At 75.6% G+C, this 17,737-nt stretch carries 13 protein-coding genes; 9 read left to right on the forward strand and 4 right to left on the reverse strand.

Annotated features, from left to right (window positions below):
* Nucleotides 1-166 precede the first annotated feature (166 nt).
* The 4 genes from ACGF3H_RS03085 (at nt 167) to ACGF3H_RS03100 (ending at nt 4,582) form a co-directional block, all read left to right on the forward strand.
* Nucleotides 167-679, forward strand: a complete 513-nt coding sequence (locus tag ACGF3H_RS03085) for a toxin (protein WP_393583273.1) — start codon at nt 167-169, stop codon at nt 677-679.
* Nucleotides 676-1,875: an MAB_1171c family putative transporter gene (locus ACGF3H_RS03090; protein ID WP_362488568.1), complete on the forward strand. Its 1,200-nt coding sequence runs from the start codon at nt 676-678 to the stop codon at nt 1,873-1,875. Before ACGF3H_RS03085 ends, ACGF3H_RS03090 begins: the two co-directional genes overlap by 4 nt.
* A 63-nt stretch (nt 1,876-1,938) precedes the next feature.
* Nucleotides 1,939-3,123 (forward strand): MAB_1171c family putative transporter, encoded by a 1,185-nt coding sequence (locus tag ACGF3H_RS03095; RefSeq protein ID WP_362488570.1) that lies wholly within the window; start codon nt 1,939-1,941, stop codon nt 3,121-3,123.
* A gap of 55 nt (nt 3,124-3,178) precedes the next feature.
* Nucleotides 3,179-4,582, forward strand: a complete 1,404-nt coding sequence (locus tag ACGF3H_RS03100) for a pyridine nucleotide-disulfide oxidoreductase (protein WP_362488572.1) — start codon at nt 3,179-3,181, stop codon at nt 4,580-4,582.
* A 214-nt stretch (nt 4,583-4,796) separates the two neighbouring features.
* Here the strand turns inward: ACGF3H_RS03100 and ACGF3H_RS03105 are convergent, their stop codons facing one another.
* Nucleotides 4,797-5,645: an SMP-30/gluconolactonase/LRE family protein gene (locus ACGF3H_RS03105; RefSeq protein ID WP_362488574.1), complete on the reverse strand. Its 849-nt coding sequence runs from the start codon at nt 5,643-5,645 to the stop codon at nt 4,797-4,799.
* On the reverse strand, nt 5,642-6,415 hold the full coding sequence (locus ACGF3H_RS03110; RefSeq protein WP_362488576.1) for an IclR family transcriptional regulator: 774 nt from the start codon (nt 6,413-6,415) through the stop codon (nt 5,642-5,644). Before ACGF3H_RS03110 ends, ACGF3H_RS03105 begins: the two co-directional genes overlap by 4 nt.
* 162 nt (nt 6,416-6,577) lie before the next feature.
* Here ACGF3H_RS03110 and ACGF3H_RS03115 point away from each other — a divergent pair, with 162 nt between their 5' ends.
* Complete coding sequence (locus ACGF3H_RS03115) at nt 6,578-7,177, forward strand: hypothetical protein (RefSeq protein WP_362488578.1); 600 nt, start codon at nt 6,578-6,580, stop codon at nt 7,175-7,177.
* On the opposite strand, the gene ACGF3H_RS03120 is transcribed toward ACGF3H_RS03115, so the two are convergent.
* The gene (locus tag ACGF3H_RS03120; RefSeq protein ID WP_362488580.1) at nt 7,161-8,030 is read right to left on the reverse strand and encodes a hypothetical protein; all 870 of its coding nucleotides are present in this window, start codon (nt 8,028-8,030) and stop codon (nt 7,161-7,163) included. The two genes, ACGF3H_RS03115 and ACGF3H_RS03120, sit on opposite strands and share 17 nt — an antisense overlap.
* A gap of 216 nt (nt 8,031-8,246) precedes the next feature.
* On the opposite strand from ACGF3H_RS03120, the gene ACGF3H_RS03125 reads away from it, so the two are divergent.
* Nucleotides 8,247-9,725: an acyl-CoA synthetase gene (locus ACGF3H_RS03125; RefSeq protein WP_362488581.1), complete on the forward strand. Its 1,479-nt coding sequence runs from the start codon at nt 8,247-8,249 to the stop codon at nt 9,723-9,725.
* Nucleotides 9,718-11,082 carry a carboxyl transferase domain-containing protein gene (locus tag ACGF3H_RS03130; protein WP_362488583.1) on the forward strand — a complete coding sequence of 455 codons (1,365 nt, stop codon included), beginning with the start codon at nt 9,718-9,720 and terminating at the stop codon, nt 11,080-11,082. Before ACGF3H_RS03125 ends, ACGF3H_RS03130 begins: the two co-directional genes overlap by 8 nt.
* Nucleotides 11,083-11,314: 232 nt before the next feature.
* Here the strand turns inward: ACGF3H_RS03130 and ACGF3H_RS03135 are convergent, their stop codons facing one another.
* Nucleotides 11,315-14,932, reverse strand: coding sequence for a S8 family serine peptidase (locus ACGF3H_RS03135; protein WP_362488585.1), 3,618 nt, complete (start codon nt 14,930-14,932; stop codon nt 11,315-11,317).
* Between the two features lie 276 nt (nt 14,933-15,208).
* Here ACGF3H_RS03135 and ACGF3H_RS03140 point away from each other — a divergent pair, with 276 nt between their 5' ends.
* Nucleotides 15,209-16,246 (forward strand): rod shape-determining protein, encoded by a 1,038-nt coding sequence (locus ACGF3H_RS03140; RefSeq protein WP_362488587.1) that lies wholly within the window; start codon nt 15,209-15,211, stop codon nt 16,244-16,246.
* Between the two features lie 21 nt (nt 16,247-16,267).
* Complete coding sequence (locus ACGF3H_RS03145) at nt 16,268-17,689, forward strand: GAF domain-containing protein (protein ID WP_362488589.1); 1,422 nt, start codon at nt 16,268-16,270, stop codon at nt 17,687-17,689.
* The last annotated feature ends 48 nt before the right edge of the window (nt 17,690-17,737 follow it).

Below are 17,737 nucleotides of genomic sequence, written 5' to 3' on the forward strand. Positions count from 1 at the left end.
CGGGCGGAGTGCCGCCCCGCCCGGGCGGACCGGGGCGTGCGGGTCGCCGCGTCACCGCCCGGGGTGGCTGAGCGGGCCGGAGTCTTGGCATATTGCACGGACGGCCCGCGCGGCACCCCGCGAGCGGAACGGGACCGGGAGGAGAACGGTGCGTACGAGCAGGCAGATGCGTCGCCTCGCCGACGCGCTCATCGACCCCATCCGCGTACCCGTCCCCGCGGACCCGGAGGCCCTGTTCGAGGCGCTCGTCGCGTCCGTCGCCGCGTGGCGGGGCCGCGAGATCGTCGTCCGCCGGGAGACCTTCCCGCCGCACACCGCCAGCGGGCTGTGGCTGGAGGCCGGTACGCACGACGTCGTGGTGGTCGACCGGCGGGCGGCCGTGTGGCACCAGATCGTGATCCTCTGCCACGAGGTCTGGCACATGAGCCGGCACACGGTGGACCCGGAAGCGGACCCGTCACCGGCCGGTGACGGCCTGCCCCGCCCCGTCGCCGCGCGCACCGACTTCAGCCTGACCGAGGAGCAGGAGGCCGACCGCTTCGGGATGCTGATGGGCCGTCGGCTGCGCGGCTGGCTGGAGGCCCCGCAGGACTCCGTGTACGCGGCGCGGGACGACGACGCCGAGGGCCTGGCCGGACGCATCGGCGCCGCACTCAACTACCGGGGGCCCCACCGGTGAACGGCGCGGCGAACTACGTCAGCTGCGCCGTGCTGTGGCTCGGCCTGGCGGCCAAGGCCCCGGACCTGGTGCGCCACCGGCACGACCCCTACCTGCGTTCGCTGTGCGCGGTTCTGGGGCTGGCAGGGCTCTGCTTCCTCCTCGGCGCCCCGCCGACCGTCGGCGCCGTCAACCGGCTCAGCGGCGTCCCGAACCTGGCCGCGCCGCTCACGTACGCGTCGATCACCGCCTACGGCGCCGCCGCCCAGGTGCTGGTCGTCCACTGGCGGGGCGGACCGCGGGTGCGCGTCGTCGCCCGCCGCTGGATCCTCGCCCACTCGCTCGTGATCCTCGGCATCGCGGTCACCTTCGCGCTGGGCGACGCCCCCGTGGAGCGCCGGACCGACCTGGACACCTACTACGCGACGACGCCGTACATCGGCCAGATGATCGTGCTGTACCTGGCCGGGCACCTCACCGCGGTCACGGTCACCACGGTCTCGGCGCTGCGCTGGGCCCGTCAGGTGCGCGGCCCGCTGCGGGTGGGGCTGACGGTCCTGGGGGCCGGCACGCTGTGCAACGCCGGGTACAGCGTCGCCAAGCTCGCGGCGGTGGCCGCACGCTGGAGCGGCCGGGACTGGCCGGTGCTCGTCACCGGCATCTCCCCGGCGGCGGCCGCGGTGAGCGCCTTCCTGACGGTCGCCGGGATCCTGATCCCGCTGGTCGCCCCGCGGGCCGCCGAGTGGCGGCGGGCCGGGCGGGCGTACGCGCGGCTGGCGCCGCTGGAGCGGGTGCTCGACGACGTCCTCACCCGGCGTTCCCTGCGGCTGCCCCGGCCGCGCCTGTCCTCCCCGGCGACCCGGCTGGTGTGGCGGCAGACCAGCATCCACAACGCGCTGAGCCATCTCGCCCCGCATCTCGACGGCGCCCTGTACGAGCGCACGCGCGAGGCCGTGCTGCGGGCCGGCGGTGACCGCGAGCGGGCCGAGGCGCACGCGTGGGCGGTGGCCGTGGCCTCGGCGGCGCGGGACAGGGAACTCTGGGACACTCCCCCGGGCGGGCCGTACGGCGGCCCCCGCCCCGGAACGGCCGACCGGCTGCCCGACCGGCTGCCCGGCCCGGCCGCGCTGGTGCGCATCGCCGACGCCCTGGCCACCGCCCGCCCCGTCGCCGTGGCCCGGGAGCGCGGTGCCACGGCCACCACGGGCGGGGTATGAACGGGGAGAGGGTGTGGACCGGGCGCGTGTGGAGCGGGCGCCGAGCGAACGGAGTTCTCCGGCATGAGTCTCGTCGTGTATCTGGCGGCCGGGGTGTTCGGCCTGTCGTGCCTGGTGCTGCTGCGCCGGCCGCGCGGCCCGGTGCGCAGCCCGCTGGCCCTGTCCACGTGCGCGGCGATCGTCCTCGGTGCCCTGGTCTTCGTCTGCGCGGCTCCGCTGACCCTCGCCGCCGTCAACGACCTCACGGGCGTACCGAACTTCGGGGCGCCCCTGACGTACGGGATGCTGTCGGCCTACAGCTGTTCGCTGCTCGTCCTGCTGATCAACTGGCGGGGCGGTCCCCGCGCCCGGATCCGGCGCCGGGTGCTGCGCAGCATGGCCGCCTACGGACTGCTGATCGGCGCGCTGGTCGTGCTGTTCGTGCTCGCCGACGCGCACACGGAGCGGCTGACCGACCTCGACACGTACTACGCGAACACCCCGTACATGCGCGAGATGATCCTGCTGTACCTGCTCGGGCACAGCACCGCGACGCTGGTGATGTGCGCCGTGTGCGTCCGGTGGCTGCGGGAGGTCGACGGGCTGCTGCGGACCGGGCTGCGGCTGATCCTGACCGGCAGCCTGCTGGACGTGGTCGGCTTCCAGCTGGCCAAGTACACCGCGGTCGCCGCTCGTTGGTCGGGGCACGACCTTGACTTCCTGTCCACGACGCTCGCCCCGCCGATGGCCTCGCTCGGCGCCTTGACCTGCTCCGCCGGTTTCGTGCTGCCGCGGCTGCTGCCGGCGGTGCTGGCCCAGTGGCGGGGGCTGGACGACTACCGCGGGCTCGGTCCGCTGTGGGCGCTGCTGCGGTTCGTGCCGACCGCCCCGAAGCCGCCGGCCGCCTGGTGGCAGCTGCCCCGCGAGCGGCTCCAGTGGCGCGAGGTGTCCATCCACGACGCGCTGCTCGCGCTCGCCCCGTACTTCGACGACCGGGTACGGGAACGGGAACGGGACGCCGCCCTGCGCGCGGGCCGCTCCGCCCACCAGGCCCGGCTGGCCGCGGAGGCGGCGATGCTCGCCGACGCCGCGCGCCGCGCCGCCGCGCGGGAGGCTCCCCTGGACACCCCGAGCACGTACCGGCTGCACGCCACGGAGGTCTCCGGCCCGGGCGGGCTGGTGGAGCTGGCCCGGACGCTGGCGGCCTCCCCCGCCGGCGACACCGCGTGTGAAGGTACGGTGAGGGCCGCCCACGGCTGGACCCGCTGAACCGGGCCGGGTCCGGCGGGAGTTGACCGCGCTTCGGCCGAACCGGAGGAGAACCGTGTCCCGTAGAGCTGTCGTCATCGGTGCCGGACTGGCCGGCATGCTGGCCGCGGCCGCGTTGTCCACCGCGGTGGACGAGGTGGTCGTGCTGGAACGCGACGAACTCCCGGACGGACCGGAAGATCGCCGCGGCCTGCCGCAGGGGCGGCACGCGCATCTGCTGATGGCCGGGGGCCTGGCCGCCATGGAGGACCTCGTGCCCGGCGCCGGCATGCGCGCGCGGCTGCTCGCGGCCGGGGCGCACGAGATATCCCTGAGCTCGGGCATGCTGGCGCTCACGCCCGACGGCTGGCTGCGGCGCTGGCGCCACGAGGGCCCCGCCATGATCACGTGCAGCCGGGCGCTGCTGGACTGGGCGGTGCGCGAGGCGGTGCTCGCACGGGCCGGGGTGGGCATCCGCAGGGCCGACGTGCTGGAGCTGACGGGCGGTCCGGGGCGCGTCACCGGTGTCCGTGTCGCGGCGGCGGACGGGGCCGGGGACGAGGTCATCGACGCCGGCCTCGTCGTCGACGCGAGCGGTCGCGGCACCCGCCTGCTCACCTGGCTGGACGGCCTCGGCGTGACCGGCGTCCGGGAGCGGACCGTGGACTCGGGTCTGGTCAACGCCACCCGCGTCTACCGCGTGCCGGAGGGTGCCGGGCGGTTCCCGCTGACCGTCGTGCACGCCGACCCGTACGCGTCCCGGCCGGGGCGCAGCGGCATGGTGCTGCCCATCGAGGGCGACCGCTGGATGGTCAGCCTCGGCGGCACGCGGGGCGGCCGGCCGCCGGCGGACCCGGAGGGCTTCCTGACGTACGCCCTTGGGCTGCCCGACCCGATCGTCGGCCGGCTGATCTCGGGCGCCGAGCCGCTCACCGGGGTACACGTCAGCCGCAGCACCAGCAATGTGCGGCGCCACGTTGAGAAGGCCCGGCGGTGGCCGGAGGGGTTCGTCGTCCTCGGCGACGCGCTGGCCGCCTTCAACCCGGCCTACGGGCAGGGCATGTCGGTCGCCGCGCTGGGCGCCCGGGTGCTCGCCGGGGAGGTGCGGCGGGCCGGCCCCACCGCGCCCGGCCTGGCCCGCCGCGTGCAGCGCGGGGCGGCTCGGTCGGTGGACGCGGCGTGGGCGATGGCCGTCGGGCAGGACGTCAGGTACCCGGGCACGCGCGGCGGGCGGCCGAACGCCGCGGACCGGCTCGTCACCGCGTACACCCGGCGCCTGACGAGGACGGCGGCCGGGTCCTACCCGGCGGCCGCGGCCCTGTGGGACGTGACCAGCATCCTGACCGGCCCGGCCCGCGTCCTGCGCCCGGCCACCCTGCTGGCCACACTGGCCGGCCCCCCGCTGCCCCCGGCGACCGAGCCCCCGCTGACCCCGTCCGAACGGGCCACCCTGCGCACCCTGGACCGCACCGGCACCTGAACCCGCCGCACGGCGGCCGGCCACCTTCCCCGGCCGGCCGCCGAACACCGGGCCACACCCGACCGACCGCCCGACGCGCCCCCACAACCGACCGGACCGCCCGACGCGCCCCCCGCACCCCACCGATTCCTGACCACGCGTGCCGCGCCACCCGGCGCTCGTCTGCGCCCCACGGCGGCCAGGTCCGTGCCGGGCCGCCGGGCGCGCGCCCCGGTCAGCCGGCGAACGCCGGCTGCCGCAGCCCCCGGCCCGCTCCGGGCACCACCAGCACCGACCCGGCGAGCGGGTGCGGGGCGGTCAGGCCGGTGCGGGCCGTGGTCACGTACAGGTCGCTCAGGCCGGCGCCGCCGAACGCGCAGGCCGTGACGAGCGGCACGGGCAGGTCGATCACCCGGTCCAGCGCGCCGTCCGGCGTGTAACGGCGGACCGCCGAGCCGCCCCACAGCGCCACCCACACGCCGCCCTCCGCGTCCACGGTGAGCCCGTCGGGGAAGCCGGCGCCCTCCTCGACGGTGACGAACGGGCGCCGGTCCGCGACACGGCCCCGCGCGGCGTCGTGGGTGAAGACGTCGATCCGGCGGGTCGGCGAGTCGATGTAGTACATCAGCCGCCCGTCGGGGCTCCAGCCGGTGCCGTTGCTGACCGCCACGTCGTCCAGGACGGTCGTCACGGTGCCGTCGCCCGTGACGCGGGAGAGCGTGCCGCCGCCGGGGGCCTCGTCGTAGCGCATGGTGCCGGCCCAGAGGCTGCCGTCGGGGGCGACGGCGGCGTCGTTGGCGCGGCGGCCGGGGGCGGGGTCGTGGTGCAGCAGGCGGAAGGTGCCGTCGGGGTCGACGACGCCGACGCCGTCCCGCAGGTTCAGCACGAGCCCGCCGCCGGCCCGCGGCTTGGCCGCGCCCACGTGCTGCTCGGTCGTGCGCACCGTCCGCCGCCCGGAGACGGGGTCGTAGGTGTGCACGCGGCAGCCCAGGATGTCCACCCAGAGCAGCCGGCCCGCGTCCGCGTCCCAGGTCGGCCCCTCGCCGAGGGCCGCCTCGGCCCGTACCGCCACCTCGTACGTCATGCCACGCTCCGGTGGCCGAGGCGCTCGGACAGGTCGGCGGCACCCTTGACGGCGAGCTCCTCCAGCTCGGCGCGGCGCTCCTCGCTCCAGCGGATCATGGGCACGGAGATCGACAGTGCGGCGACGACCCTGCTGGTGCGGTCCCGGACGGGGGCGGCCACGCAGGACACGTCCGGGTTGGACTCGCGGTTCTCCACCGCGATGCCCCGCTCGCGGATCCCGGCCAGGGCCGCGCGCAGCGACGCCGGTTCGGTGATGCTGTTCGGCGTCATCGCGGCCAGCTCGGCGCCGTCGGGGAAGCGGGCGGCGAGCTCCGCCTCGGGCAGGGAGGCCAGCAGCATCTTGCCGACGGACGTGCAGTGGGCGGGCAGCCGGCGCCCGGCCGCCGACACCATGCGCACCGCGTGCGTGGAGTCGACCTTGGCGATGTAGATGACGTCGGTGTCCTCCAGGATGGCCACGTGGACGGTCTCGTCGCAGGTCTCGGCGACGCTCCGGGCGACCTGCTGGCCCTCGGCGGCCAGGTCGAGGTGCTCGGCGTAGCGGGCGCCGAGCTGGTACGGACGCACCCCGAGCCGGTACCGTCCGGGCTGGCCGGCCACGGGGACGATGTACTTGCGGGCGGCGAGCGTGGTGACCAGTTCGTGCACGGTGGTGCGCGGCAGCTGGAGCCGGCGCACGATGTCGGGGGCGGAGAGCGTGCCGTCCCCGTCGAGGAAGAGCTCCAGTATGTCGAGAGCCCGGGTCACGGCTGGTACGAGACGTCCCATGTCCGGCCCCCTCCCTAGGTGTCTCAGGCGCCTGCGGTCGCGATACCCGATGTTCGAGATATCAACAGGCGATCGGAATGGCGAACACAGGCTACTCATACTGCGTTTGCCGGGGCAATGGGTACGCGGGTGGTGCCTGCCCGGCTGAGCGACGATGGACGCATGCCCTCGTCCCCGCGCCCCGCCGGCCCGTTCACGCCGCTCGACTTCCAGCTGGTGCTGCTGCGCCGCATGGCCGACCACAACCCGGGTCCGGTCGAGGACGCCCGCCGCGAGCTGGGCGCCTCGACGGCGGACATGCGGGAGGCCAACCGCCGCTGGCAGGCGATGATCCGCTCCCCGCGGTCCCGCTCGGCCGCCTCCCGCTACCGCTCGGTCCTGGGCGAGCCCGAGTCGGCGGCCCCGCGCCGGATCGGCGACCTGGAGTGCGAGGCCCGGCAGTGGCGGCTTCCGCTCTGGCCGGACCTGCGGTTCGAGGTGCTCGTGGCCGAGAAGGGCGTCGTCTGGAACGAGTGGCTGGTCCGCGCCCCGGGCGCCGAGGGCCCGCGGCTGCGCACCCTGGACGACCTCACCCCATGGTCCTGCACGGTCGACGAGGCCGCCCGCGCCTTCGCACCCGCCCGCCCGCTCCAGGGCTCGGCTCCCACCCGGTGGGGGCTCGCCTTCACCGCCCCGGACGCGGAGGGCCGGCGGCACGAGGTGACCGCGGAGTTCACCTGGGGGCTGCTCCAGCGGACGGCGGCCGTCACCCGGCGGCCCTGAGGACCTCCTCGACGACCCGCGGCACCGAGCCCTCGTGCAGCCACAGGAACAGGTTCGGCTCGACCAGCTCCAGCTCCATCACCCGGGGCTGCCCGTCCTCCCCGTCCACCAGGTCGACCCGGGCGTACAGCAGTCCGGGCGCGCCGGGCACGGCGGCCAGGGCGCGTTCGGCGACGGCGCGCTCGGCCGGGGTGGCCGTCCAGGGCTCCAGACCGGGATGCGCGACCTTGCGCTCGTCGTAGGGCGTGCCGGGCGTCAGCACGGCCCCCTTGCGGCTGGCGTGCAGCAGCGTTCCGCCGAGGTACTGCAGGGCGCGCTCCCCGGCCGTGTCGATGCTGCGCACGTACGGCTGCACCATCGCCGTGAACCCCTCGGCGTGCATCCGCTCCACCTGCCGTACGGCGGTGGCGCGCCGGTCCGGCGTGTAGCGGGCCGCGAACCGGGCACCGGCGCCGGAGGTCGGCTTGACGACGTACTCGTGGTCGGCGGGCAGGTCGACCGGGTCCCCGTGGGCCACGTACCGGGTCGGGACGACGGGCACCCCGGCCGCCGCGAGGTCCCCGAGGTAGCGCTTGTCGGTGTTCCAGCGCACCACCGCCGCGGGGTTCGCCAGCCGCGTGACCTGGCCGCACGCCTCGGCCCAGGCCGTGAACTCGGCCGCCCGCCAGCTGTAGTCCCAGGTGGACCGGATCACGACGAGGTCGAACGCCCCCCAGTCCACCGCGTCGTCGTCCCACACCGCGACGGACGCCTCGGCCCCCGCGTCCCGCAACGCCCCCACCAGCACCGGCAGATCCCGATCGACAGCGACCTGCGGCCCGGGACGACAGGTGACAAGGGCGATGCGGGGCACGGCGGGCTCCTCTTCTTCGTACGGCTGCTCGACTGCCGGGAGGCTAACAACGCCGGCCACCGGAACCGGAACCCGGTGCTCGACCTTCACCTCCGGTGAAGCCGCCGGGGCGCCGGGGGGTGGACGTGACCGGTGTCGCCCCCGTCCGGCGTCGGAACACCCTGGGGCCGGGGTAAGAACGGGGTGTCCGTTCCCCCGAGTCCTCAGGAGTGCCGCGTGTCCTCCCTCTTCCCCGCCCTCACCAGCGACCCGGGTGATCACGTCGCCCTGCGGTTCGGCGAACGCTCCCTGACCTACCGGGAGCTGGCCGCGGCGGCCGGGGCCGTCGGTGAGCGGGTGCGCGGAGCCGGCCGGGTCGCCGTGTGGGCGGCGCCCGCGATGGAGACCGCCGTCGGCGTGGTGGGCACGCTGCTCGCCGGTGTCGCCGCCGTGCCGCTCAACCCGAAGTCGGGTCCGAAGGAGCTCGGCCACATCCTGTCCGACAGCGCCCCGTCCCTGGTGCTGGCCGCGCCCGGCGACGAGCTGCCCGAGCCGCTCGCCGGGCTGCCGCGCGTGGACGTCGACGTGCGCGCCGCCGGGCCCGCCCCCGTGGACGAGGGCGGTGCGGAGGACCCCGCCCTCGTCGTCTACACCTCCGGCACCACCGGCCCGCCCAAGGGCGCCGTGATCCCCCGGCGGGCACTCGCCTCCACCCTGGACGCGCTCGCCGACGCCTGGCGGTGGACCGGCGACGACGTGCTGGTGCAGGGCCTCCCGCTGTTCCACGTCCACGGGCTGGTGCTCGGGATCCTCGGCCCCCTGCGGCGCGGCGGATCGGTACGCCACCTCGGCAGGTTCAGCACCGAGGGCGTCGCGCGGGAGCTGCGCACCGGCGCGACCATGCTGTTCGGGGTGCCGACGATGTACCACCGCATCGCCGAGGACCTGCCCGGCGACCCGGAGCTGGCCAAGGCGCTCGCGGGGGCCCGGCTGCTGGTGTCCGGGTCGGCCGCGCTGCCGGTGCACGACCACGAGCGGATCGCCGCCGCGACCGGACGGCGCGTGATCGAGCGGTACGGCATGACGGAGACCCTCATGCTGTGCTCGTCCCGGTGGACACCCCCGGACCCCCGGCCGAGCGTCCGCGCCGACGGCGAGCCCCGCGCCGGGACCGTGGGCGTCCCGCTGCCGGGGGTGGAGCTGCGGCTTGTGGAGGAGGACGGCACGCCGGTCACGGCGTACGACGGGGAGACCGTCGGCGAGATCCAGGTGCGCGGACCGAACCTGTTCACGGAGTACCTCAACCGTCCCGACGCCACCGCCGCCGCCTTCACCGGGGACGGGTTCTTCCGCACCGGCGACATGGCGGTGCGCGATCCGGACGGCTGTGTCCGCATCGTCGGCCGCAAGGCCACCGACCTGATCAAGAGCGGCGGGTACAAGATCGGGGCGGGCGAGATCGAGAACGCGCTGCTCGAACACCCGGGGGTGCGGGAGGCGGCCGTCACCGGTGAGCCCGACCCGGACCTGGGCGAGCGGATCGTGGCCTGGATCGTGCCGGCCGGTCCGCAGGCGCCGCCTTCCCTGGAGGAGCTGGCCGGGCACGTCGCCGGCCGGCTCGCCCCGCACAAGCGGCCCCGCGTCGTCAGGTACCTCGACGCGCTGCCCCGCAACGACATGGGGAAGATCATGAAGCGGGCGCTGGACCATGGCTGACCGGCTCTCCGCGCGCGCGTTCCTCGCCCTCCTCACCGACGACTTCACCGAGCTCCCCCACCCGGGCGGCGACCGGGAGCCCGACGGCCCGCTCGGCTGGCCCGGCTACGGCGCCCTGCGCGCCCGCGCCGCCGAGCGCACCGGCGAGACGGAGTCCGTCGTCTGCGGCACCGGACACGTCGAGGGGGTGCGGGCGGTACTGCTCGCCTTCGAGTTCGCCTTCCTCGGCGGCTCGCTCGGCCGGCGCACCGGCGACCGGCTGGAGGCGGCGTACACCTACGCGCGGGAGCACCGGCTGCCGGTCGTGCCGCTGGTCGCCACCGGGGGCAGCCGGATGCAGGAGGGCATGCTCGCGCTGGCCCAGCTCCAGCGCGTGGCCCGGCAGTCGGCGCTCACGCGTCGGGCCGGCCTCCCGCAGGTCGCCGTCCTGCGGGACCCGGCCACCGGAGGCGGCTGGGCGACGCTGGGCGCGGGCGCCGACGTGGTCCTCGCGCTGCCCGGCGCCCAGGTGGGCTTCGCCGGTTCCCGGGTCCGGCCGGCGGACGCCGACCCGGCGGCGTACACGGCCGAGGCGCAGGTGGCGGCGGGCAGCGCGGACGCCGTCGTGCCGCCCGGGGAGCTGCGCGGGACGCTGGGGCGCTGGCTGCGGCTGCTGACGGCGCCGTCGGACGCCCCGGCCCCGGTGCCCGGGCCGCTGGGCGCGACGGACCTGCCGGCCACCGGGTGGGACGCGGTCCGGCGGGCCCGGTCGCCCGGGCGGCCCCGCGCGGGCGCCTACCTGGACGCGTACTTCACCCACCGCGTCGCCCTGTCCGGCGACCGCTGCGGCGGCACGGACACCGAGGGCATGCTGTGCGGCTTCGGCCGGCACGCGGGGCGGACGGTCGCGTACGCCGCCCAGACCGGCACGGCGACCAGGCCCGCCGGCTTCCGCACCGCCGCCCGGCTCATCCGGCTCGCGGACCGGCTCGGCATCCCGGTGCTGACCCTGGTGGACACGCCGGGCGCGGCGAACGACGCGGAGGCCGAGCGGCAGGGGGCCGGTGCCGCGATCGCCGATCTGTTCGCCGCCGTGGCCTCGGCCCGGACGCCGGTGACCACGCTGGTGATCGGGGAGGGCGGCTCGGGCGGCGCGCTGGCCCTGGCCGCGCCCGGCGACACCTGGGCCACGCCGGACAGCTACTTCTCCGTCATCGCGCCGGAGCTCGCCGCGGCGATCCTGAAGCGCGCACCGGCGGAGGTGGAGACGACGGCGGACCAACTGCGCCTGAGACCACAGGACTTGGCCGACCTCGGCATACTGCGGCTTCGAACAGGGGATCAGGTGTTCCCTGGAACAGGTGATCGTCGCTCATGAGATCGCACGAGGCCGGTGCGCCCCGAGATACTTACGGTGCGCGAGCGACGGGCTGCAGACCGTGTTCGAGCGCTGGTCCCACACGATGCAATGCGCAAGGAGCTGCACGATCATGAACCTTCTCACCGACATCCTCGCCGGCCTCGTCCACTTCGTCGGCTGGCTGGTCTGACGGTCGGGGAAACACGACGGCGCCGCCTCCCCGTCCCAGGGAGGCGGCGCCGTCCGCGTGCTACCGGACGCCCACGGCCCGCACGATCTCCTGCGTGACCGAGCCGCCCCGGTCGTCGCGCGCCGAGGCCCGCAGCGAGACGTGCCCGGCGCCGCGCGGCACGTCCAGCGTCCCGTGCCAGGAGGCGCCCTTGCCGCTCAGCCGGACCGACTTCCAGGTCCTGCCGTCGTCGTAGGACACCTGGAGCGTGCCGCCGCCGAGCGTCCCGGTGCCCGGGGCACCCGCCACGTACTCGGCGCCGATCGAGACCGGCAGCTTCCGCCCGCCGCGCACCTCGCCCGCGAGGTCGGTGTCCACGTCGAAGGACAGGTTGATCAGCGGCAGGAAGGTCCAGCGGTCCCCGGGGGTCGCGGCCGACCGGAAGGTCCACTCGGCGTGGCCCCGCGTCCCGGTCCCCCAGCGGTCCGCGTCCAGCGCGGTGTCCGTCACCAGCTTGTACGTGTGCTCGTCGGCGGGCGCGTCCGACACGTAGGCGGTGGACGACACCCCTTCGTCGACCAGCTCGCCGTCCAGGTACACCGCCGTGGTCTGGGTCATCCCGCTGCCCTCGCTCCACACGTCGCCGAAGCCGGTGTGGTCGGGACCGGAGTCGCCCCAGCCGGGGGCGTTGAACTGGAGCCGGTCACCGGCCCGCTGCTGGCCCCAGCCGAGCCCGGTGCCGAGCCACGGGTGCCAGACGGGCCCGAACCAGTCGAGCTCCGGACGCGATCCGCCCTCGTACCGCACGAGCCCGCTGCGCTGCTCCAGCGCGCCGTCGGCGACGTCCACCGACTCGTGCCACAGCTGGCCGCGCCCGGTCGACACGTACTCGGTCCGCTCGGCCGGGTAGTCGATCCGCTCCTTGAAGCCGATGCCGACCGGGAAGGTGTCGGTGATCGAGTACCGGAACTCGCCCCCGCTCACCGGCCGGGCGGCGTGGTACGTCGTGTGCACGGTGGCCAGGTCCCGCTTGCCCGGCTCGTACGTCAGGTCCCGGTCGGGCACCGCGCCGGAGTGTCCCTCGGACAGGTCGTACACGTACGGCGTGTTGCGCGTGCCGGTCATGTCGACGCGGCCCGCCGCGCGCAGCCGGGCGGCGTCGGCGGTGTTCACCGTGGCGATCGGCAGCGGCCGGTCGGCGTTGTCGTCCGTGCCCCACCACGCCATCAGCCGGCCCGGCGCGTCGTCGGTGACGAACAGCGCCTTCGCGCCCGCGTCCTGGGCGGCCTGCGCGAGGTCGGCCGGTTCGGTGCCCTCGGTGAGCCGGGCGAGGACCGCCTTGCCCTTCACCCCGGTGAACGGGCCGGCGCCGACGTCGACGAGCGGCAGCCTGGTCCGGCCCTCGGTGAGCGTGCCGCCCGACTGCACGGTGGCCTCGCCGAGCCCCTTGACCTCCAGCAGGGGCTTGCCGAGCCGCCACACGGTCCGGTACTCGAAGCCGCCCTGGGTGACCTTCCCGGTGGGCGCGGCGAAGACGCTGTCGTACGTCAGGGGCACCTGCACCGCGCCGAAGAGGTCGGAGCCGTTGGCGCTGCGGTCGAACTCCATGAGCAGCTGCCGGGTCTCGGTGCGGCGGCCGACGTCCGCGCGGACCTCACGCAGCTTCCGGCCGTCGAGGGTGATCTCCCGGTCCCGGTCGAGGACGACCTCGGGCGCCGCGAGGAAGCCGAGGCCGAGGGAGTCGGCGCCGTGGCTGCCCCGCACGTCGAGGAAGGAGGTCAGGCTGTACGTCCCCGGCACGAGCCGCAGCTGGAGGGTGCCGGAGTCACCGACGTGGGCGGGCACGGTGTCGACGCCCTCGGCCAGCCGCTGGACGGCGAGGTCGGCGGCGGTCGCCGCGCCCGCGCGGTCCTTGACGTGGACGGTGAGCGTGTACCGCTCCTCCTCCTTGACCAGGCCGAACGCGGTGTGCGCGACGGGTGTGCCGCCGGCCGAGGCCACGATCTGCCCGCTGGTGCCGCCGACCGGTGCCTTGGCGCCGTCGCCGGTCACGGTCGTGGACGCCGTGCCGTGCGCGGGCACGGTGAGCGTGGTGTCGGCGAGTGCGGCGACGCCGTCGGGCGCCCCCTGCACGGACAGGCTCAGTTCGACGGGGGCGTCGGAGGAGTTGGTGTAGGTGACGGTGCGGGTGACCGGCTCGTTGCCGTCGTAGGGCCAGGAGTAGAAGCCCAGGTCGGCGCTGCCCGTCGCGGTGATCCGCGCGCCGATGGCGTCGGGCACGCTGACCCGGCCCGCGCCCAGCTGGTAGGCGGAGGCGTCGAGCCGCTTCGACGTGGACATCAGCGCGTCCTTGAGCTGCGCGCCGCTCCAGTCGGGGTGCTTCTCGGCGAGCAGGGCGGCCACCCCGGCGACGTGCGGGGTCGCCATCGACGTGCCGTCCATCGAGGTGTAGTCGCCGGTGCCCTCGCTGAGCCGGGACCGGGCGGCGAGGATGCCGACGCCGGGGGCGGAGAGGTCGGGCTTGAGGGCGTTGTCCCCGTAGCGGGGGCCGGCGCTGGTGAACCAGGCCGCCTCGTCGGCGGAGTCGACGGCGCCGACGGTCAGTGCCGCGTCGGCGGCACCGGGCGAGCCGATGGAGGAGGGCGCGCCGGTGTTCCCGGCGGCGATCACGAACAGCGCGCCGGTCTCCCGGGAGAGGGTGTTCACGGCCTGCGCCATGGGGTCGGTGCCGTCGCTCGCCTCGGTCGACCCGAGGCTCATCGAGACGATGTCGGCGTCCACGTCCCGGGCGGCCCACTCCATCCCGGCGATGATCTCGGACTCGCTGCCCGAGCCCTGGTCGTTCAGGACCTTCCCGACGGCGAGCGTGGCGCCGGGGGCGACGCCCTTCTCCTTGCCGTCGGAGGCGGCACCGCTGCCGCCGACGGTGGAGGTGACGTGCGTGCCGTGGCCGTGCCGGTCGGCGACCTCCTCCCCGGCGATGAAGCTGCGGCTCTGCGCGATCCGGCCGGCGAGGTCGGGATGGCCGGCGTCCACGCCGCTGTCCAGCACGGCGACGGTGACGCCCTTGCCGGTCAGTCCGGCCTGCCAGGCCTCGGGGGTGCCGATCTGCGCGTTGCTCTCGGCCATGGCGGCGGTGACCCGCCCGTCGAGCCACACGCCGTCGATGCCGGCCTGCCCGGTGAACGCCCGCCAGAAGGTACGCCCCTTGTCCGCCTCGACGGCGGCGCCCCGCACGCTGGGCAGCGCCCGCGTCCGCTCGGCGCCGCGCGGGGTGACGGTCCGCGCGTTCTTGTCGTACGTCACGATCAGCGGCAGCTCGCCGCTCTCGCCGTCGGCGAGCCCCTGGCGTATCAGCTCGTCGACGTCGAAGAGCCGTTCGTCGAGCCGCCCGTCGCGCAGGTAGGGCAGGGCCTCGTCCGGTACGACGCTGATCTCGCCGTTCGCGTTCCGGGTGCGTACGGCGCCGGTGGCGCCCGCCGGGCGCTCGACGGTGACGGTCTTCCTGCCGCCGCCGAGGTCGGCGACGGTCACCCGGTCCCCGGTGACGAGGGTGACGGTACGGGTGGCCGCCTGGGTGCGCGTGCCCTGGGGAGCCTCCTGCTGCGCCGCCGCCACGGCCGGCCCGATCGGCAACAGCCCGATCACAAGCCCGGCCGACAGGAGGGTCGCCCCACGTCTGACTGGTCCTCTGCTCATCCTCGCCTCTCTCCGTGAAGTGCTGCGAAGAGTCTCAGGGGACATGTGTGACAACGGAGTTGCCCGGGCGTGGCGGGTTGGCGCCTCGGCAGGTTCCCGCCACAGGGCCGGCCGGCCGGCGGCCGGCCGCGCACCGCCCCCGGGACATGACCCCCATTCAGCGGCCCCCCGCCCGGCCCCCTCCGGAAGGCGCCCGCCTCCGCGCACGCGCACGATGCCTAGGAGACCGGACACCCGCCGGCCCCCGCACGGTCTGCGCTCTCGGGAGGAACTGCCATGACCGCCACTCTGGAGCAGCTGCGCCGCTGCCATTTCGGCGTCGACCTCGGCGCGTCGAGAACCCGGGTCTATGTGAAGGGCTCCGGGCTGGTCGTCGACCAGCCGTCCGCCGCCGCGGTCAACACCCGCACCGGCGCGCTCATCGCGGTGGGCGAGCTCGCGGAGAAGATGACCGGCCGCACCCCCGGCTACATCCGTGTCGTCCGGCCGGTCTCCGGCGGCACGATCGTCGACATCGAGATGGCCCAGCGCATGCTGCGGCACCTGCTCGGCGACAGGATCCGACGGACGCTGCGCCGCAAGCCCCGGCTGCGCGCCGCCGTCTGCACGCCGCACGACGCCGATCCGCTGGCCCAGCGGGCGGCGATCGAGACGCTGGTCGGGCTCGGCGCCCGGCGGGTGGAGCTCGTCGACACCCTGATCGCCGCGGCGGTCGGCTGCGGGCTGCCGGTGGAACAGCCCGAGGCGACGATGATCATGGTGTGCGGGGCGCACGCCACGCAGGTCGCGGTGCTCTCCCTCGGCTCGATCGTCACCGCCGAGCGCATCCCGGTGGGCGGCGAGGCCGTCGACCACGCGATCGTGCAGCACCTGCGCCACCAGCACGAGCTGGTGCTGCCCAGCCAGTCGGTACGCCCGCTCCAGCTCGCCCTGTCCGGCAACGGGCTCACCCCGCAGGGCCCGGCGTCCACCGAGATCCACGGACGGGACGTGGCGACCGGCCTGGCCCGGAGCGTGAAGATCGACACCGCCGCGGTGCGCAACGCGATCCAGACGCCGCTGACCGGCGTGCTCGACGGCATCGGCAAGGTGCTGCGCGACTGCCCGCCGGACCTGGTCGCGGACCTCGCCGACCGCGGGATCATGATGGTGGGCGGCAGTGCGCTGCTGCCCGGCTTCGACCAGATGCTGCGTCAGGCGACGGGCATGCCGGTGCACATCGCGGAGCGGCCCGACGTGTGCGCCGTCCAGGGTCTCGGCACGATGCTGGAGGGCCGGGTGGAGCCGCTGGTGCTGGATCCGCTGGCCGACTGACCCGCCGAGGAACCCGACGGCATGACCGCGCGGCCCGCGTCACGGCTGACCCGTCTGCTCGACGCCGTCCTCGGCGTCGGCACCGACCTGGATCTGCGCGGCACCCTGCAGCACGTCGTCGACGGCGCCGCCGAACTGACGGGCGCCGCCCGCGCGTCCCTGACCACGACCGACCCCGACGCGTCCGTCCTGCCGCGCATCAGCGCACCGCACCGGGACGACCCCGCCCAGGCCGGGACCGCGCACCGGCTGCGGGTGCCGATCCACGTGGGGGACGAGGAGTTCGGCGAGCTGTGTCTGACCGGGCCCCCCGGCGGCGGCCCCTTCACGGCCGAGGACGAGCAGCTGCTCCGGGTCCTCGCCACCCAGGCCGGCATCGCGATCGGCAACGCCCGGCTGTACGAGACGGCCCGGCAGCGCGAGCGCTGGATCGAGGGCGCGGCGGCCGTCACCACGGCGCTGCTCACCGGGGAGAGCGCGGACGACGCCCTGACGACGGTCGCCGAGCGGGCCCGGCTGCTCGCCGGCGCCTCGGCCGGTGTGATCCTCCAGCCGACCGCCGAGGGCGGCATGGAGATCGTGACCGCCTCGGCGCCCGACGACCCGGAGGGCATCGTCGGCGCGACCATCGCCCCGGGCAGCCCCGTCCTCGAGCAGCTCCTCGGCGGCGAGCCGGTGTTCCTCGCGGACTCGGCGACCGACCCGCGCATGACGACGCACGTACGGCACCGGTTCGGCCCCAGCATGATGCTGCCGTTGCAGGCGAACGGCCGGCTGATCGGCACCCTCGCCCTGCCCCGCGGCCGCGGTGGCCGCCCCTACACGGAGGTCGAACGGCTGCTCGCCACCCAGTTCGCCTCCCAGGCGGCGCTGGCCCTCGTCCTCGCCGACGCCCGGAACGGCCGCGAGCGCCTCGCGGTGTACGAGGACCGCGACCGCATCGCCCGCGACCTGCACGACCTGGTGGTGCAGCGGCTGTTCGCCACCGGCATGATGCTGGAGTCCACGCAGCGCCGCCCGGGCGCGGACGAGGTCGACGACCTCCTCGGACAGGCGGTGGACGAGCTGCGCTCCACGGTCCAGGAGGTCCGTACGGCGATCTTCGCGCTCCAGCAGCCCCCGCCGGGGCCGCCGGCCGGCCTGCGCGGCCGGGTGCTGCGCGAGACCGCGTCCGCCGCGGCCCTGCTCGGTTTCCCGCCCTCCGTCCACTTCACGGGCGCCGTCGACAGCCGCGTACCGGACCCGGTCGCCGACCGCCTGCTCGCCGCCCTGCGCCGCGCCCTGGCCGCCGCGTCACGCGGCCGGGACGTCTCCCGCGTGGAGGTCTCCGTCGATGCCACCGCGTCCCTGCCGGACGGCCGCGACGCGGTGCGGCTGACGGTCTCGCACGACGGCGCGGCCGACGGCACACGGCCGGCGGCCACCTGGCAGTCACCCCTGTGAGGGACCGCCCGGCCGCGTCCGGCCATGCCTTTACCCCTCCATGGACGG

Source organism: Streptomyces sp. NPDC048185 (assembly GCF_043202495.1).
Taxonomy (GTDB): Bacteria; Actinomycetota; Actinomycetes; order Streptomycetales; family Streptomycetaceae; genus Streptomyces.